At 33.1% G+C, this 18,245-nt stretch carries 16 protein-coding genes; 8 read left to right on the top strand and 8 right to left on the bottom strand.

Annotation, left to right across the window (positions count from 1 at the left end):
• The 4 genes from H599_RS0108930 to H599_RS0108915 all read left to right on the top strand — a co-directional run.
• Positions 1-1,404 (top strand): T9SS C-terminal target domain-containing protein (locus H599_RS0108930; protein WP_026713816.1); only part of this gene is annotated, 1,404 nt, incomplete at its 5' end.
• A 61-nt stretch (positions 1,405-1,465) separates the two neighbouring features.
• Positions 1,466-2,374 (top strand): PorP/SprF family type IX secretion system membrane protein, encoded by a 909-nt coding sequence (locus H599_RS0108925; protein ID WP_026713815.1) that lies wholly within the window; start codon positions 1,466-1,468, stop codon positions 2,372-2,374.
• An 11-nt stretch (positions 2,375-2,385) separates the two neighbouring features.
• Positions 2,386-4,326, top strand: a complete 1,941-nt coding sequence (locus tag H599_RS0108920) for an OmpA family protein (protein WP_026713814.1) — start codon at positions 2,386-2,388, stop codon at positions 4,324-4,326.
• A 306-nt stretch (positions 4,327-4,632) separates the two neighbouring features.
• On the top strand, positions 4,633-5,013 hold the full coding sequence (locus tag H599_RS0108915; RefSeq protein WP_026713813.1) for a tetratricopeptide repeat protein: 381 nt from the start codon (positions 4,633-4,635) through the stop codon (positions 5,011-5,013).
• A 258-nt stretch (positions 5,014-5,271) separates the two neighbouring features.
• Here the strand turns inward: H599_RS0108915 and H599_RS0108910 are convergent, their stop codons facing one another.
• From H599_RS0108910 to H599_RS0108880, 7 genes are all read right to left on the bottom strand, one after another.
• A complete protein-coding gene (locus H599_RS0108910) occupies positions 5,272-5,778 on the bottom strand; it encodes a CAP domain-containing protein (protein ID WP_026713812.1) in 507 nt (168 codons plus the stop codon).
• A 159-nt stretch (positions 5,779-5,937) separates the two neighbouring features.
• Complete coding sequence (gene pdxH, locus H599_RS0108905) at positions 5,938-6,582, bottom strand: pyridoxamine 5'-phosphate oxidase (protein WP_026713811.1); 645 nt, start codon at positions 6,580-6,582, stop codon at positions 5,938-5,940.
• Between the two features lie 31 nt (positions 6,583-6,613).
• A complete protein-coding gene (locus H599_RS0108900; protein ID WP_026713810.1) occupies positions 6,614-7,519 on the bottom strand; it encodes a ribonuclease Z in 906 nt (301 codons plus the stop codon).
• 87 nt (positions 7,520-7,606) lie between these two features.
• Positions 7,607-7,942 (bottom strand): hypothetical protein, encoded by a 336-nt coding sequence (locus tag H599_RS0108895; RefSeq protein WP_026713809.1) that lies wholly within the window; start codon positions 7,940-7,942, stop codon positions 7,607-7,609.
• Between the two features lie 51 nt (positions 7,943-7,993).
• On the bottom strand, positions 7,994-8,920 hold the full coding sequence (locus tag H599_RS0108890; protein ID WP_026713808.1) for an aspartate carbamoyltransferase catalytic subunit: 927 nt from the start codon (positions 8,918-8,920) through the stop codon (positions 7,994-7,996).
• A gap of 89 nt (positions 8,921-9,009) precedes the next feature.
• Positions 9,010-9,549, bottom strand: a complete 540-nt coding sequence (gene pyrR / locus H599_RS0108885) for a bifunctional pyr operon transcriptional regulator/uracil phosphoribosyltransferase PyrR (RefSeq protein WP_026713807.1) — start codon at positions 9,547-9,549, stop codon at positions 9,010-9,012.
• Positions 9,550-9,678: 129 nt separating this feature from the next.
• Positions 9,679-11,298, bottom strand: a complete 1,620-nt coding sequence (locus tag H599_RS0108880; protein WP_026713806.1) for an ABC-F family ATP-binding cassette domain-containing protein — start codon at positions 11,296-11,298, stop codon at positions 9,679-9,681.
• Between the two features lie 250 nt (positions 11,299-11,548).
• Here H599_RS0108880 and H599_RS0108870 point away from each other — a divergent pair, with 250 nt between their 5' ends.
• Positions 11,549-11,989 (top strand): hypothetical protein, encoded by a 441-nt coding sequence (locus H599_RS0108870; protein WP_026713805.1) that lies wholly within the window; start codon positions 11,549-11,551, stop codon positions 11,987-11,989.
• Positions 11,990-12,232: 243 nt separating this feature from the next.
• Entirely contained in the window at positions 12,233-12,790 is a 558-nt protein-coding gene (locus H599_RS0108865) for a zinc ribbon domain-containing protein (RefSeq protein WP_026713804.1), read from the top strand.
• A gap of 63 nt (positions 12,791-12,853) precedes the next feature.
• Here H599_RS0108865 and H599_RS0108860 read toward each other — a convergent pair whose 3' ends face one another.
• On the bottom strand, positions 12,854-14,884 hold the full coding sequence (locus H599_RS0108860) for a beta-N-acetylhexosaminidase (RefSeq protein WP_026713803.1): 2,031 nt from the start codon (positions 14,882-14,884) through the stop codon (positions 12,854-12,856).
• Positions 14,885-15,176: 292 nt separating this feature from the next.
• Here H599_RS0108860 and H599_RS0108855 point away from each other — a divergent pair, with 292 nt between their 5' ends.
• Both H599_RS0108855 and H599_RS0108850 read left to right on the top strand, forming a co-directional pair.
• Positions 15,177-16,646, top strand: a complete 1,470-nt coding sequence (locus tag H599_RS0108855) for an MFS transporter (protein ID WP_026713802.1) — start codon at positions 15,177-15,179, stop codon at positions 16,644-16,646.
• A 129-nt stretch (positions 16,647-16,775) separates the two neighbouring features.
• Positions 16,776-17,954 (top strand): hypothetical protein, encoded by a 1,179-nt coding sequence (locus tag H599_RS0108850; RefSeq protein WP_026713801.1) that lies wholly within the window; start codon positions 16,776-16,778, stop codon positions 17,952-17,954.
• Positions 17,955-18,245: the final 291 nt, after the last annotated feature.

Raw genomic sequence — 18,245 nt, 5'->3', positions numbered from 1 at the left:
ATCTTTACTCATGCTGCTGGTGAAAACTTAGCTTATAGCGTAACGGATGCTAACGGATGTGCTGCCGCAACAGGGACTTTCTCTATTGTTCAGCCTGAAACTTTAACAGTCACAACAGCAACAATAGTTAACAACAACAACTGTGTAGGATGCAGTAATGGTTCTATAAATATCACTGTACAAGGTGGTACTGCACCTTATTCTTACACTTGGTCTAATGGAGCAATTACAGAGGATATTTCTGGTTTACCTAAAGGTCAATATAATGTAACAATAAGTGATAAAAATAGCTGTAGCGTTACTTACACTTATTATATAACTGAATCAGGAATTGAACTTCTTAAAGATGCAGTTTATGTAGATAGTAATAATGATGGAAAAACAAATATAGGAGACAATATTGTTTATAATTTTGTTGTAAAAAACACAGGAAATGTTACTTTAACAAATATTAGTATTACTGACAATAAAGCAACTGTTACAGGAGGACCAATAGCTACACTTGAAGCTGGTGCATCTGACAGCACTACATTTACTGCTACTCATGCAATCACTCAGGATGATATCAATAGAGGGGTGTTTTACAATTTAGCATTAGCTAATGCTAAAGATTCTGAAAACATTAATGTTAGCGATACTTCTTCAGATCCTACCCCTTGTACAACTTGTACTAAAGATCCTGAATGTACTGACTGTACAATTACCGTTTTACCTCAGACTCCAGAATTAACTGTTGACAAAACAGCCGTAGTTAATACACGTGATACAACCAGCGATGTTTATACTTTTGTTGGAGATGTTATTAACTACACCATAACGGTAACCAACACAGGTAATGTTAGTATTTACAATGTTGTAGTAAAAGATCCGCTAACTGGTTTAGATACAACAAATGAACCTTTTGTTTTAAATCCTGGAGAATCCAAAGAATTTACTCAAAGTCATACAATAACCCTGGCTGATTTGCAAGTAGATAGCATTACTAATATCGCTACTGCAAATGGTGTAACACTGGGCAACACTCCTGTTGAAGCTGAAGACAGTGTAATTGTTGAAAAAGCAGGAGTATTAGGCTGTGGAACTATCCTTGTTCACAATGCATTTACACCTAACAACGACGGAACTAATGAACTATTTAAAATTGATAACATTGATGACACACTTTGTTATCCTGAAAATTCTGTTGAAATCTACAACAGATGGGGAATATTAGTTTACGAAACTAAAGGATACAATAACGCAGACAAATCGTTCAAAGGTTTTTCTGAAGGAAGGGTTACTGTAGATAAATCTGCAGGATTACCGGACGGAACTTATTTCTATATTCTAAACTATACCTCTGTAGGTTTACAAGGTGAAATTACAGCTAACAAAAAACAAGGGTATTTATACCTAACTAGATAAGAACTCAAATCTAATTACCAGAGGTTTAACTACAAACCTCTGGTTATAAAAACCAAGTCAGATGAAAACAAAAATACTACTAATCGGTTTGATGTTTACAACATTAGTAAATTATGCACAGCAGGATGCACAATTTACCCAATACATGTACAACACTATAAATGTAAATCCCGCTTATGCCGGTTCCAGAGGTGCAATGAGTATCTTTGCCTTGCATCGTACGCAATGGGTTGGATTAGACGGAGCTCCAACTACTAATACTGTTTCCATTAACACACCTTTCAATAACAGCAGATTAGGTTTAGGTGTTTCATTAGTCAATGATAAAATAGGACCAACACACGAAAACACTTTTTCGACAGATTTGTCCTATACCATTCCTACATCTGAAACCATGAAACTTTCATTTGGTGTTAAAGCATCTCTAAACATGTTTGATTTAGATCCAAGCAGACTAAATCCTGATCAACAAGACCCTAAACTTTATGGATATAATAATGAAATTTCGCCAAATATTGGAGCAGGTATTTATCTACATTCAGACAAAGCTTATGTAGGTCTTTCTATTCCTAATTTCATTCAGTCTAACCGATACGATGATAACGATGTAAAAGTTTATAAAGAAAAAATAAGTTATTATTTAATTGCCGGTTATGTGATGGATTTGAATTACAATCTTAAATTCAAGCCTGCCCTGCTAACTAAAATGGTTCAGGGAGCACCTTTACAAGTGGATGTTTCAGGTAACTTTATGTTTTTTGACAAATTAACTGCCGGTATTGCTTACAGATGGAGCGCTTCGGTAAGTGCAATGGTAGGTTTTCAGGTATCTGATGCCTTATACATTGGATATGGATATGATTTAGAAACTACGAAATTGGATAATTACAATTCTGGTTCTCATGAAGTTTTCTTGAGATATGAAATATTCAAGAAAAATAATAAAATTACAACTCCAAGATTCTTCTAAATACTACTATTATGAAAAAAAATATACTCCTTTGCATAGCTGCGGTAAGTGTTTTTTCATTTAACATTTATTCCCAAAAAACCAAGTTGGCTAACGCCGATAAAAAGTATGACAACTATGCCTACATAGATGCCATTAAAACCTACGAAAAAGTCGCCGAAAAAGGATATAAATCAGCTCCTATGTTTGAAAAAATAGGAAATGCTTATTATTTCAATGGCGAGTTAGAAAAAGCAGTAAAATGGTATGCCGAACTTTTTGCCATGCCGGATACTACCATTGAAGCTCCTTATTACTATCGTTATGCACAATCTCTTCGCGCTATTGGTGATAACGATAAAGCGGATCAAATATTAAAAGAATTTGAAAAGATTTCTGCAAATGACAGCAGAGCAAAACTTTTCAAAGCCAACACCAATTATTTGGATGAAATTAAAGCCAATTCAGGAAGGTACAAAATAGAAAATGCGGCCATAAATTCACAATATTCTGATTATGGTTCCAGCTTTTATAACAACAAAATTGTCTTTACCTCTGCCAGAGATACCGGAAGTTTGGGACAAAGAAAACACACCTGGACCGATCAACACTTTACAAATTTATACAGTGCTGATTTAGGTGAAGATATGACCCCTTCAAATCCTGTAAAATTCAACAGAGATTTAAAATCTAAATTTAATGAAGCTACTCCTGTTTTTACCAAAGACGGAAAAACGGTTTACTTTACCAGAAACAATTACCTAAAAGGGAAAAAAGGTAAAAATGAAAACGGAATTACCTTAGTAAAACTATACAAAGCAACATTAGAAGGAGAAAACTGGACTAACATTCAGCCGCTTTCTTTTACAAGTGATAGTTTTAGTACCGCACATCCAACCTTAAGTCCGGACGAAAAAACCTTGTATTTTGCTTCTGATATGCCTGGCACATTAGGATTATCCGATATTTTTAAAGTACAAATTAACGAAGACGGCTCTTTTGGAACACCGGTTAATCTTGGCCCAACAATCAATACAGAAGGTCGTGAAACTTTCCCATTCGTAAGTCAGGAAAACGAACTCTACTTTGCCTCCGACGGACATCCGGGTGTAGGTGGTTTAGATATTTTTATGTCTAAAATTAATGATGATGGTTCATTAAACAGAGTACAAAATATCGGAATGGATGCCAATTCTCCTAAAGATGACTTTGCTTATATCATTGATACTAAATCCAGAAAAGGATTTTTGTCCTCAAACAGAGACGGAGGACAAGGTTATGATGACATCTATCAATTTTTAGAAACCAGAAAACTCATCTGCGAGCAGGAATTGTACGGAGAAATCACCGACTCAGAATCTAAAATGCCGCTTCCTAATGCCAAGGTTACTTTATTTGACAAAAGGATGAAAGTTTTAAAAACAGTTAATGCTGACGAAAAAGGGGCTTACAGTTTTATGGTAGAATGTAGTAATATGTACACCGTAAGAGCAGAAAAAGAAGATTACAACACTAATGAGAAACAAGTAAGCATTCCTTATGAAAATGGAAAAACATATTTACCTATTGCTTTAGAAAAAGACCAATGTAAAGTAACCATAGGAGATGATTTAGGAAAATGTTTTGGTATTAGAAACATTTATTTTGACCTGGATAAATCTAATATCCGAACTGAAGCAGCTTTGGATTTAGAAAAAATACTAGATGTTTTAAACCAATATCCTAACATGAAATTGGATATTCGCTCTCATACTGATAGCCGTGCTTCTTTCAAATACAATGAAGCTTTGTCTGACAGAAGAGCTAAATCTACAATTGACTGGTTAATTAAAAACGGCGTAAGTCCGGATCGTTTAACCGGAAAAGGTTATGGCGAAATCCAATTAGTAAACAGATGTGCTGATGGTGTTAAATGTACTGAAGAAGAACACCAAATGAACAGAAGAAGTGAATTTATAATTACAGCGCTTTAACTACTTTATTACCTAACCTCGGAAAATGTTTCCGAGGTTTTTTATCTCTCCAAAATTTAAACAAGTACCAACTTATAAAGTTGGAAAAAAAACAATTTCATTAGTAAATATAAAACTACAAAAACTTCTTTTGTAAGTACAATTGAGCCTAAAAATCAAAAAAAGACATTGATTTTGTGTAACATATACTTTTTTCTATTAAATTTAGCGACCATTTGTCAATAATTATTATCAATACGCAAATTTTAAAACAGAAAAAATTACATCTAAATAAAATAGTATGGTTAAATTTTATAAAAATGTAATATGAAAGTAGCCCCAATCTTCTTTTTCATGTTAGCAGCTTTATTCAATAAAGCAAATGCTCAAAATTCAAAAGTTTACATCACTGATAAAATCAGTGATAGTTATGCTTATGTAAATGTAACTAAGACCTACGAACGTGTTGCCGAAAAAGGATACAAATCGATTGATTTATTCCAAAAACTGGGAAATGCCTTTTATGCCGACAGAAATATGGAAAAAGCCGCCCGATGGTACGGAGAATTATTTGCAATGACAGCCGATTTAGAGGCTTTATATTACAACCAATATGCGAACTCTCTTTATGCCATTGGAGAAAATGAAAAAGCAAATTCCATTTTGGAAAGATTAAGTCAAAAGACAAGTCCTACCAGAAACAAATAGTTTTAACTAAAAACTACTTCTCTTTAAAAAAAAACACAAACCAAAATAAATTAACCAAACTTAAAAAGGCTATTTCTACTTTGAAATAGCCTTTTTAAATTATAAGTAACCTATTTTTTTTTCTTCAATCTGCATTTCTTTCTTTAAACTAAAAGAAAAAAAATCTGTAACTTGGGGAAATTACAGACTTTCTTTTTTAATACTTAAGAAGGATAGATTTGGGGCTTATCTTTCTTTTGCATTTTCAAACCAAAAAAACTAATCAATCTTTGCAAAAATATTAGTATAATACAGTTTTCCTGTTGCTGCATCTTTTCTAATAGAAATACCAAAATGAGTATAATTACCTTCAATATTTGCTTTATGAGCCGGACTGTTTAACCAGGCGTTTACAGCAGATTGAGGACTGCTAAAGTTATAAGCGATATTCTCTCCTACCGTTTTAGCACCTAATACTTTCATAATATTATTAGCACGATCAACAAAACCATCATGGCTTGGAGCTTTTTGATCTATCATATAATAATCGTGCTCTTCAGATTTATAAGAAATGTGATTGATTTTTTCTAAAGGATTCAAACCAATACTAATTCTGTAATCATTAATCAATTTCAATGTTTCTAACTCATTATCAGCGTAAGTGTAATTTTCAACAATTACAGAACTTGTAGAATCAGCAGTTTCTTCTGTTGTATCTGAAGAACAAGAATTCATTGTAAATATCACTGTCAATAGTAACATTAACTTGAGTAAATTTACTTTCATAAGCTAGTAGTTTAAGTTTAAAGTAGATGTGGGGCAAACACTTTAAATAAGTTAGTTTTTGTTTTATTTCTTACACAAACATACAACATTTTATCGTTAAACTACAAAAAAAATCGATGAAATACACTTTTTTTAATTAATCAAATTATTTTTCTTACATTATGGTGCTAATCTTTCGATTTTCCAGGAATAATCATTTTGGACAGAATATCGAATTCGATCATGCAAACGATTAGCTCTTCCCTGCCAAAATTCAACTACCACAGGGCGAACTAAATAGCCTCCCCAATGTTTTGGTCTTAGAATTTCTTTTTTATCATAAGCCGCTTCTAATTCCTTTAAATTATGCTCTAAAAATTCCCGGGAAGGAATCACCTCACTCTGATTAGAAACAATTGCACCCAGTTTACTTCCATCTGGTCGGGAATCAAAATAATTATCCGAAACCATATCTGAAGTTTTTTCGGCAATTCCTTTTATGATTACCTGACGCTCGGCAGTGTGCCAAAAAAAAGACAAACAAACATTTGGATTTTGTTCGATTGCCTTTCCTTTTTCCGAATTGTAATTGGTATAAAAAACAAAACCTTCTTCGGTGTATTTTTTAAGAAGCATTACCCTCGCCTTTGGAAATCCATCCAGTCCAAAAGTAGAAACAGTCATCGCGTTTACTTCATTATCACCTCCTAAGTCTTCCACTTCATGAAACCAACTATGAAAAAGATTGATCGGGTCTTCCGGAATATTCGATTCTAATAATTCACTTTTTTCATAAGATCTTCTGTAATTACTTAAATCTTCCATAATATTTCATTTTATACTATTTAATGCTAATTTATAAATCAAATGTTAGTCCGTCATCGGCTAACAGAACATTCGGAAAAACGGTTTCTGCTTCTTTTTTAAACAAATCAATCGAATCATAACGCGTGGAATAATGCCCTAAAATAAGCTGTTTCACTTGAGCTTTTTGAGCAATTGTAGCGGCTTCAATGGCAGTGGAATGCATGGTTTTGGACGCTAAATTTTCTTCCGATTGCAAAAACGTTGCTTCGTGATACAAAACATCTGCATTCTCAATTACAGGAAGCATTGTTTCGTTATAACTCGTATCCGAACAAAAAGCATAACTCTTTGGTTTTTCGGGGTCAAAAGTCAATTCTTCGTTTGGAATAAGCGTTCCGTCTTCTAAATAAATATCTTTTCCGTTTTTGATATTTTGATAATAACAGCGTTCAATTTCATATTCCTGTACGGCTGCAATATTTAATTTTCGTTCTTCTATTTTTTCCTGAAACAAAAAACCATTGGTATAAACGCGGTGTTTTAAAGGAATTGTTTTTACCAATACCTTATCGTCTTCATAAATAACTTCTGATTCTTTATTTTCTAATTCATGAAAATGCAATCCGAAATTTGGCCAGGAATTAGACAAACGCAATTGGAGTTTGATGATTTCTTTGATTCCTTTTGGACCATAAATATATAAATCATTATTTCGATTTAACAATGAAAAAGTAGAAATCAAACCTATTAAACCAAAAAAATGATCTCCATGTAAATGAGAAATAAAAATCTGGTTTATTTTAGAAAATTTGATTTTGTTTTTGCGAAGTTGTACCTGAGTACCTTCACCACAATCAATAAGGAAAAGACGATTTTTAATTTCTAATACCTGCGAAGTAGGATTGGTAAGTGCACGGGGAGTTGCGGCATAACAGCCCAGAATGGTTAATTTCAAAGTTTATTGAGTTAACGGGGTTATTTGCTTAATCGTTACCTGGAACATCATTCGATTAAACCCTAAACGAATAAACAATTAAACTATTTAAAAGCCTAAATCTCTTTCAATTTCTTCCATCTCAATGATGTCATGCGCTTCTAACAAAGAGGGAACAATAGTAAATTTTTCAGGCAATGCATTGTAATCAAAATCAGAAACCACTACCACAAATGATTTTTTGGCTTTTTTATGTTGTTTAGACAAAGGCAAAAACAATTTTAAATCATCTACTTCCAGTTCATTCCTGTAACCTAACAAATCAATAATAATATTATGATTTTCAAAACTTTTATATTGATCGGTAACTTTATTTAAAAAGGAAGTAAAATCACCCTGAGTATCTTTAATTGTAATAGTATGTTCTTTTTGATCTACTTTCATGTTGCCTAATTTTAAGATTACAAGAATCTAAAGTTACTAAGATTTTTTTACTTACTGAATTTTTGATGCCAAAAGATAAATCACCGCCATTCTAATGGCTACTCCGTTTTCCACCTGATTTAAAATTACCGATTGACCAGAATCAGCAACTTCAGAGGTAATTTCAACACCGCGGTTAATGGGCCCTGGATGCATGATGACAATTTCTTTATTCAAAGACTCCAATAATGCTTTATCTACACCATATTGTTGTGCATATTCTCTTGTTGATGGAAAATAGTTCACATCCATTCTTTCATTTTGTACACGCAACATATTAGCAACATCACACCATTCTAAAGCTTTGCGTAAATTAGGTTCTACTTTTACTCCTAATGATTCAATATGTTTTGGAATCAAAGTTTTAGGACCGCACACTTTTACTTCGGCTCCCTGCATTTGTAAAGCATAAATATTAGACAGCGCTACTCTGGAATGCAGAATATCACCCACAATAACCACTTTTTTCCCGGCAACATCGCCTAATTTTTCTCTAATCGAATAACTATCCAATAAAGCCTGTGTAGGATGTTCATGCGCACCATCACCAGCGTTTACAATACTTGCTTTTACATTTTGTGACAGGAAATGAGCCGCACCCGGATTAGAATGACGCATCACCACCATATCCACTTTCATCGAAAGAATATTATTTACAGTATCAATTAGCGTTTCCCCTTTTTTAACCGAAGATTGAGCTGCCGAAAAACTGATTACATCGGCTGAAAGTCGTTTTTGAGCTAATTCAAAAGAAAGTTTGGTTCGGGTACTATTTTCAAAAAATATATTGGCAATGGTAATATCGCGTAACGAAGGTACTTTCTTAATCGGACGATTAATAACTTCTTTAAAATGATCTGCAGTTTCAAAAATAAGGTCTATATCATTTTTGTTAATGTATTTGATACCTAATAAATGATTTACGCTTAATTCTTTCATTCTTTATTTTCTGTTTATTTGTTTATTTGTTTAATCGTTTATCTTTCCTTTTTACGATTAAACAATTAAACGACTTAACGATTAATCTATTAATTGGTAACTAAATATACCGCATCTTCTCCATCATTCTCTTTCCAACTCACCCTTACCTTTTCATCATTAATAGCATCCACCTGTCTTCCGCGATAATCCGGCTGGATAGGCAAATTACGACTAAAACGTCTGTCGATTAATACCAGTAATTCTATTTCTGATGGGCGACCAAAAGACTGTACCGCCGTTAAAGCCGCACGAATGCTTCTTCCGGTATATAACACATCATCAATAAAAATTACTTTTTTATTCTCTAAAATAAAATTAATATTGGTTTTATTAGCTTCTAAAGGTTTTTCGGTTCTTCTGAAATCGTCTCTGAAGAAAGTGATATCCAAATAGCCTAATTTAATCTCGGGAGTTTGATATTCTTTTTCTAAAACTTCTTTCAAACGTTCTGCTAAAAAGGTTCCTCTTGGCTGAATACCAATCAAAACAGTATCTTTAAAATCAAGGTGTTTTTCAATGAGTTGACAAGCCAAACGATGAAGAATGATATTGACTTCCTTGGAATTGAGCAAAACTTTTTGAGTCATAGTAAAGAATTAGGTTGGGTCATGCAAAAATAGCATTTTTTTTAAGCCGTTTTTTAATTCTGTTTAAAAAGCACAAAAAAACCGTCTCAAATTACTTTAAAACGGCTTGCATTATTGTTTGTCAATCAATTACAGATTGTACATTTTCTTTCTTTGTTCCTGGATTTTTTCATCATCCAAATATTCATCAAAAGTCATATAACGGTCAATCACTCCCTTAGGAGTCAGCTCCACTACTCTGTTACCTACCGTTTGTGCAAACTCGTGGTCATGAGTCGTAAAAATCACCGAACCTTTGAAGTTTTTCAAGGAATTATTGAAAGCCGTAATCGATTCCAAATCCAAGTGGTTTGTTGGTTCGTCCAACATCAAAACATTAGCGCGTTCCATCATCATTCTCGAAATCATACAACGTACTTTTTCTCCTCCTGATAAAACGTTACTTTTCTTCAAAGCTTCTTCACCTGAGAAAATCATTTTCCCAAGGAAACCTCTAATGAATACTTCGTCACGCTCTTCTTCTGTTTTAGCATATTGACGTAACCAATCTACCAATGATAAATCATTTTTAAAGAAATCATGATTTTCAGCCGGCAAATAGGCCTGATTGGTAGTAATACCCCAATCATAAGTTCCTGAATCTGCCTTTTGATTACCGTTGATGATTTCGTAGAAAGCTGTCGTAGCACGGGAATCTTTAGAGAATAATACAATTTTATCTCCTTTGGCCATATTCAAATCAATATCTTTAAATAAAAGCTCTCCTTCAATCGAAGCACTTAAATTTTGCACATTCAAAATCTGATCTCCGGCCTCACGCTCCTGATCAAAAATAATCGCAGGATAACGACGGCTCGATGGTTTGATTTCGGCAATATTCAATTTAGAAATCATTTTTTTACGGGAAGTAGCCTGTTTAGACTTCGCCACGTTAGCAGAGAAACGACGGATAAACTCCTCCAATTCCTGTTTCTTTTCTTCAGCCTTTTTGTTTTGTTGCGCTCTTTGTTTAGCCGCTAATTGACTGGATTCGTACCAGAATGTATAGTTTCCGGAATAATGGTTGATTTTTCCAAAATCAATATCCGAAATATGTGTACAAACCGCATCCAGGAAGTGACGGTCGTGCGATACCACAATTACCGTATTTTCATAATTTGCTAAGAAATTCTCTAACCAGGCAATCGTTTCAAAATCCAGGTCATTCGTAGGCTCATCCATAATCAATACATCAGGATTTCCAAAAAGTGCCTGCGCCAAAAGCACACGTACTTTCATCTTTCCTTCCATATCCGCCATCAAGGTATAATGCAATTCTTCGCCAATACCTAAATTCGATAATAATGAAGCCGCATCCGAATCGGCATTCCAACCGTTCATTTCTTCAAATTGCACCTGCAATTCTCCAATTCTGTCGGCATTTTTATCGTTATAGTCTAAATAGAGTTCGTCCATTTCTTTCTTAACAGCATACAGGACTTTGTTCCCCATAATTACCGTTTCCAGTACAGTATGCTCGTCAAACATATTGTGGTTTTGGTTTAAAACCGACATACGTTTTCCCGGTTCTAACTGTACGTGACCCGAAGTAGGATCCATATCTCCGGAAATGATTTTAAGAAATGTAGATTTTCCGGCACCGTTAGCCCCAATAACCCCATAAATATTACCGTGAGTAAAAGTAGTATTTACTTCGTCAAACAAAATGCGCTTACCAAACTGAACTGATAAATTATTTACTGTTAACATGAATAGTTTTTATAAAATTTGCTGCAAAAGTACAAAAAAATAGCTATTTATGAGAATGCTGTTTGAATGGATTTTGAAATTAGTTTTGCTTTATATTTGTAAGAATATTTTAATTATTTTTGAAAAAGATTTAAATATCTATTAAAAACAGAAAAATATTTTGGTTTACACTATATATTTAATAATTAAGAATAAGAAAGTAAAGTGTAATTGAATAAAAAAATAAATTATGAAATTTTAAATAATTATTATGGAAATAAAACCTGGAACATTTACTTTTTATGTTGGAATTTTAAGTTTAGTTGTATCCTTATTGTTGATTTATGTATTAATCTCTGGATGGCAAATTGATGAAAAAGGAGAATTTTTTAGTGTACTTGGTATGTTTATTTTTTTCTTCTTTTGTAGTATTTATTTACTAACTCATCATTATAATTATAGAATATTAATTCACGAAAAATATATGATTATAACGAATGAACGAAAAAAAAGAAAAGAAATCTACTGGAATGAAATAGAAAAAGTTGGATATAACAAATCTTTTAATATGTTTATCATATTCAGTAACGGAAAAAAAACAAGAATTAGTTCAATTTATCCTCATTTCTTAAATTTCATTGATAAATCGAAGTTTTCACCTAAGTTAAAAGAAGTATTAGTTGAAAATAAACCTGATAGCGCGGATTTATAATCCATACCCACAACAATGAGCAACTTTGTTGAATTACTGAATGAGATGCTTCCTTCATCGGAATGACAAGATTGTGGAATTTAGAATAGAAAAAACTGTTTATTTCACCAAAATTAACAACTAGTTTGTCATTCCTGTTGATCCTTAATAGTAAAATATAAAAAAATAAACAAAACAGTTTTGAAAACATTTTCTTATTTTTTACCACGAAAATTTATCTGAAAAACTAATTATTGCTCCTTTATGAAAATCATTTGTTCAAACTGCGAAAACGAAAATGAATCAACTTCTAAATATTGTTCTTTTTGTGGATTTCAATTACCTCTTCCCGAAAAAGAAAATCCACAAATTGAAATCAAACCGACAAAAACTGCTAAACCTAAAAGAAAAGTTGATTTAAAATTCGCAATTGCTTTTGCCGTTTCTTTTATTGTAATGTTTTTTATAACAAAATCTTTTTTTGAACCTTCTATTGATATTCAACTAAGTAAAATTGCAAATGAAATGAATAAGACTTGCCCGATGAATATTGATCAATTTACAATTTTAAATAACGTTGAAGCTTTACCTGACAATACTTTACAGTATAATTATACGATAAATAATATCACTAAAGAAGAAGTAAAACTAGATACTGTAAAAAAATATCTTTTTCCCAGCATTTTACAAAATGTAAAAACTAGTCCGGAAATGAAATCATTTAGAGACAACCAAGTCACTTTAAATTATCGTTATTCAGACAAAAACGGGTTATATATTACGACTTACATTGTAACACCTGAAATGTATGAAGAAGAATAAATCAAAAAACTCGTTTATCTGCAATTTTAGATAAACGAGTTTTTTTTTTAGAAAACAATTGAGTTACAATTCCGCCAACTTCTTCAAACTCTCATAAATGGCCAGTTCCACATCGGCGGAATTACGTTCGTTAAGCAGTTTTAGGTTTTCCTTAATCAGCGTTTTATTGAGCGCTTTTTTATTTTCAATGTTTGCCACTAATTCAACAGCAATGGTGCTTAACTGTTGCGCCATTGGTAAAAGCGGTTGAATCAAAGGTGCTTTTTTACTCATTACAATCAATTCATCATTCATAGTAATCCACTTTTTCAAATAATAAATAATCTCACTTTGCGACAGCTCATCTTTATAAATCAGATATCGATTAACCGCTTTATTAAACTCATAAGCGTCCGAAGCATCAGCATTACAGGCATCGGCAAATAAGGTTAATGGAGAATACATAAAATATTTCTTTCCACCACCATTTCGTTTATAAATTTTATAAGGTTCGCAAATATTGGTAAAATCTTTCAGCGCTTTGGTATCCTGATAATTACTGATATTTCGCAAAATCACTTCTTTATTTCTAATGTGCGTTAAACCAATTTCTTCCAGTCGAAACGAAATTTGTCTCAGCCTTTTGTGCATACTTTCTAAATTTGTCACTGTATCGTTAGACCACAGGCGTTCGGCAATGGCAGCTGTTCGGGGCCAAATTCTGGAATCTATCGTCAATGGCGTTACTAGTTCACTCCACATGGTTGCTTCGCCACCCAGAACTCTTGCTTTTTCTTCTGCGGTAAAATCAACATTTTTCGGCATCGGATCATTCAAATAATGATTATCTACGGAAAGCATTAAGTCGATATAATAACCATTAGACAAAACTGTTTTATAGCCATTTTTCACAGCTTTAACAACAGCCTCACCCGGCTTCATCCCTTCGTTTACGCCTCGCCAGGCATGAATAATCGCTTCTTTAGACATGTCTTGAGTCATGATTTCCTCCCATCCCATTACTTGCTTGCCATATTTTTTTAACATGGGAACTAATTTCATATTGAAATACGTTTGCAAATCATGATTGGTTTTTAAATGATTTTTCTTTTTAAATTCCTGAATTTTAGGATTGGCATCCCATTCTTTGCCATTATTTTCATCTCCACCAATGTGAAAATAAGCATTTGGAAACAACGGACAAACTTCATCAAAAATTTCGCTTAACAATTGATAGGTTTTAGGATTAGTAGGATCAAGCGTGGGATTATGAACTCCTGATTTTACCGAAACAGAATAAGCGGTTTGATTGTCTATTTTACTGCCTATTTCCGGGTAAGCCGTCAGTATTGCCGAAGCATGTCCCGGGACATCAATTTCAGGAATTACCATAATCCCTCTGTCAGCGGCATATTTTACAATGTTTGTAATTTCTTCCTGCGTATAAAAATCGCCATCGGAAGCCAATTCGGTCAATTTAGGATGTTTTTTAATTTCAATGCGCCAACCTTGATCATCGACTAAATGCCAATGAAAAACATTCATTTTCATCGCGGCCATTCCGTCCAGATTTCTTTTAATAACATCTACCGGCTGAAAATGTCTGGCTGCATCAATCATTAAACCACGCCATGCAAACCTAGGATTATCATTAATTTCAACCGAAGGAAAATAAAACTGAGTCCCATTATTATGAAGCAATTGACATAAAGTTTCTAAGGCGTGCATAGCCCCTAAATCGGTAGTTGCATTTATAGTGATTTTATTCGTATTAACTGCTAGTTGGTAACTTTCATTCTCCGTTATGCCTACTTTACCTTCACGTAAACAATTAATTTGCAAATTAGCTTCAGGAAATTCATTGGTTTTAGTGATAAATCCTTGATTGAAAAACAAGCCGGTTCGCTGGTCTAAACGCTTTAAAAACTGAGTAGCAGCTTTAAAAATTCTAGGATTAGGATTACCTGTAATATTGACTTTAAAGTCCTTATTGAGTAGAAAAACAGCATTTGAAATGTCTATTTTTTGAGGCCAGGGCATCAGATTTAATTGGTCTTTTTTTATTTGGGCATTGGAAATAAAAACAAATAATAAAAACGCGGGTAGGTATCTCATAATATTCTAAATTTTGACAATCGTAATTTAATCAAATCTTATCACTTCTTAAGATCAAAATTCAAAATCTCTCCATTGAATTTTTAAAGAAAGTAAAAACTTACTTTTATAAAAACAAAAACATGTACAAATCTGTCGAAAGTATGTACAATTATAACGTTTCGTCGAAAAAGCGGATTTTCAGGGGTAAAAAGGAAATCCAAGTTTTTGAAATGAAAAAATTTAAAAATACATTTACCTAAAAACTTCACATAATAAATAGCATTTAACTAAAAAAAACATCTTAAAAATTATGAATTCCGAAAATTCAAATACAAAATGGGGACAGTTTATTTCGCTGGTATCCGTGTTTTTCTTCTGGGGATTTGTTGGATCAGCCAATGACATTTTAATCCCGGTTTTCAAAAAGGTATTTACTTTATCACAGGTGCAATCGCAATTAGTCGCCTGGGCTTTTTATGCCGCCTATTTTGTGGGTTCGATTATCTTCTTTTTAATCTCATTAAAATCCGATGTTTTACAAAAATTTGGATACAAAAAAACATTAGCTGCCGGATTAACACTCTCAGCGTTTGGTTCCTTTTTATTTGTTCCTGCTGCCACAATGGAAAGTTTTACATTTTTCCTGACCGCCCTATTTACGGTTGGTCTGGGTTTTTCTATCCAACAAATCGTAGCCAATCCATTAGCAATTAAAATGGGAAGTCCCGCCACAGGAGCACACAGATTAACTCTGGCCGGTGGTGTCAATTCATTCGGAACTACTATTGGAGCTATTTTACTAGGAATTGCGTTATTCGGAATGGGAAATAACAAAAAAACAGCCCTTTCACTAGAAGACATTAAACTACCTTTTATCATTTTAGGCTGCGCTTTTATTGTTGTAGCACTTTTTATGCTTTTCTCCAAAATTGAAGATCCTGTAAAACAAGAAGAAGCTAAAATTGAACACGGACACAAAAACTTCAGCATCTTAGATTATCCGCAATTATATTTAGGGATGCTTGCCATTTTTATCTATGTAGGCACTGAAGTTACCATCATCAGCAACCTGCCTGCCTTATTGAAAACAAACGAATTTGGGAATATTTTGGAAGAAGCCATCCCTCCTTTTATTGCTTTGTATTGGGGAAGTTTGATGATTGGTCGCTGGAACGGAGGTGTAAACGTATTTGACACTTCCAAAACCACCAATATGTTGCTTAAATTTATAGTTCCTGCTATAGCTTTTGGCGTAATTATTTTTACCAATATTATTGCCGAACACGAAGTTTCTGCGTTTTATATTTACCCAATCTGGATTTTGTTTTTTATTCTGATGAGTTTTATTGGCGGAAAAAACGCCGGAAAAACACTGATGCTCTTTGGGTTTTCAGGTTTAGCAATGATGTTTATCGGATTAATTTATCCGGATAGGGAAATTGCCAAATTCTTTTTCATTTCCGGCGGATTATTTCTGTCAATCATGTGGCCATCCATTTTTGATTTGGCTATTGCCGGACTGGGAAAAAACACCGGAAAAGCTTCTTCTTTCTTAATTATGATGATTTTAGGCGGCGGGGTAATTCCGTTAATCCAGGGACGAATTTGTGATTTTGATCTCACTAGTCCGGAAGGTATTTTTGGAATTTCCTGGACACATTTCTCGTACATTATTCCACTTTTAGGCTTTGCCTATCTTGCTTTTTACGGTTTTTATTGCCCAAAAATCCTAAGAAAACAAGGAATCACACATATTGAAACCGAAGGTAGCTCACACTAACACGAACATGTTTCAACCAACAAAGCCGTCATTTTTGATGGCTTTGTTGTTTTTAGTTTCTATCGAATTTAACCGCAATTGTTTCAATAAATTAATTTTTAAAAATATATTTGTTCCAAATTAATAAAAATGAAAAAACAACTACCCCTACTCGCTCTCTTTTTCTTTATCCTTTCCTGCGGTGTCAAGCAAACCCGTAACCTACTCACTTCCGGGAATTATGATGAAGCCATCGATAACGCCATCAATAATTTACGCAGCAATAAAGACAAAAAAGGCAATCAGGAATATGTATATTTACTGGAAGAAGCCTTTTACAAAGCTAAAGAAAGAGATTTAAACCAGCTGAATTTATTGGAACAGGATAAAAATCCGGTTAATCTGGAAAGAATATACAATACTTATATTCAGCTAAATAATCGTCAGGAAAAAATCAAACCTTTGCTTCCTTTACAATTATTAAAAGAAGGCAAAAATGCCAAATTTTCTTTTGATAATTACAACAAACAAATCGTTGACAGCAAAAATACTCTTTCACAATATTTATACGAAAACAGTAAAGCACTTTTAAAATCAACCAATAAATTAGATTTCAGAAAAGCTTATGACGATTTGGAATATCTGAACCAAATTAATCCCAACTACCAAAACACTTTACAGCTACAGGAAGAAGCATTAAACAAGGGAAAATACTATGTAAATGTCGTTTTACGCAATCAAACTAACATGCTTATTCCGATGGATTTACAAAACGATTTACTCGATTTTAACACCTACGGAATGAATGACAAATGGACAGTATATCACAGTATTTTGCAAAAACAAATCAAATACGATTACCAAATTATCGTCAATTTTAGAGATATTATGATTAGTCCGGAACAAATTAAAGAGAAAGAATTTGTAAAAGAAAAACAAATCAAAGACGGACTGAAAGACCTTTTGGACAAAAACGGCAAACCTGTTAAAGACAGTTTAGGAAAAGTAATCAAAGTAGATAATTTAAAAACAATTGTGATCAGAATTCGGGAGTTTAACCAATATAAAGCCTGTCAAGTCGCTGCTAATGTGGATTATCTTGATTTTAAAAACAAACAACTTTTAAAATCTTTCCCCATCGCAAGTGAATCGGTTTTTAAAAATGATTATGCCACATACAAAGGCGATAAAAGAGCTACCGAAGAAGCTTATTACCCCTATTTTAGCCGAAAATTAATTCCGTTTCCAAGCAACGAACAGATGGTTTTTGACACCGGAGAAGATTTAAAAGCGAAATTAAAAGGAATTTTAACAAAAAACAGATTTTAATTTCAAATCAAAAACCTAACAATCAATATTTTAACTAAAAATCACAAAAGTTAAAATAAATCATAAAAGCTTACTCAGTTAAAAAAATATGTGTACTTTTGCATCAATGAATTACAAGAGTGCACATATTACCTTTTTGTCACGGTTAAACGGACCGATTACTTCACCCGAAGTACGGATACTATTCTAGTATCTAAAAATCATTCGTTTAATTATTCATTTTTATCAGTACCAAATTGAAATTAGAACCGTTATCCGTTGGATTAACTTATCCCGAAAACAAAAAATCAC

Source organism: Flavobacterium daejeonense DSM 17708 (genome assembly GCF_000425425.1).
GTDB lineage: Bacteria > Bacteroidota > Bacteroidia > Flavobacteriales > Flavobacteriaceae > Flavobacterium > Flavobacterium daejeonense.
Note: the sequence above shows the minus strand (reverse complement) of the source record. Positions and strands in the feature narration are given on the sequence as shown.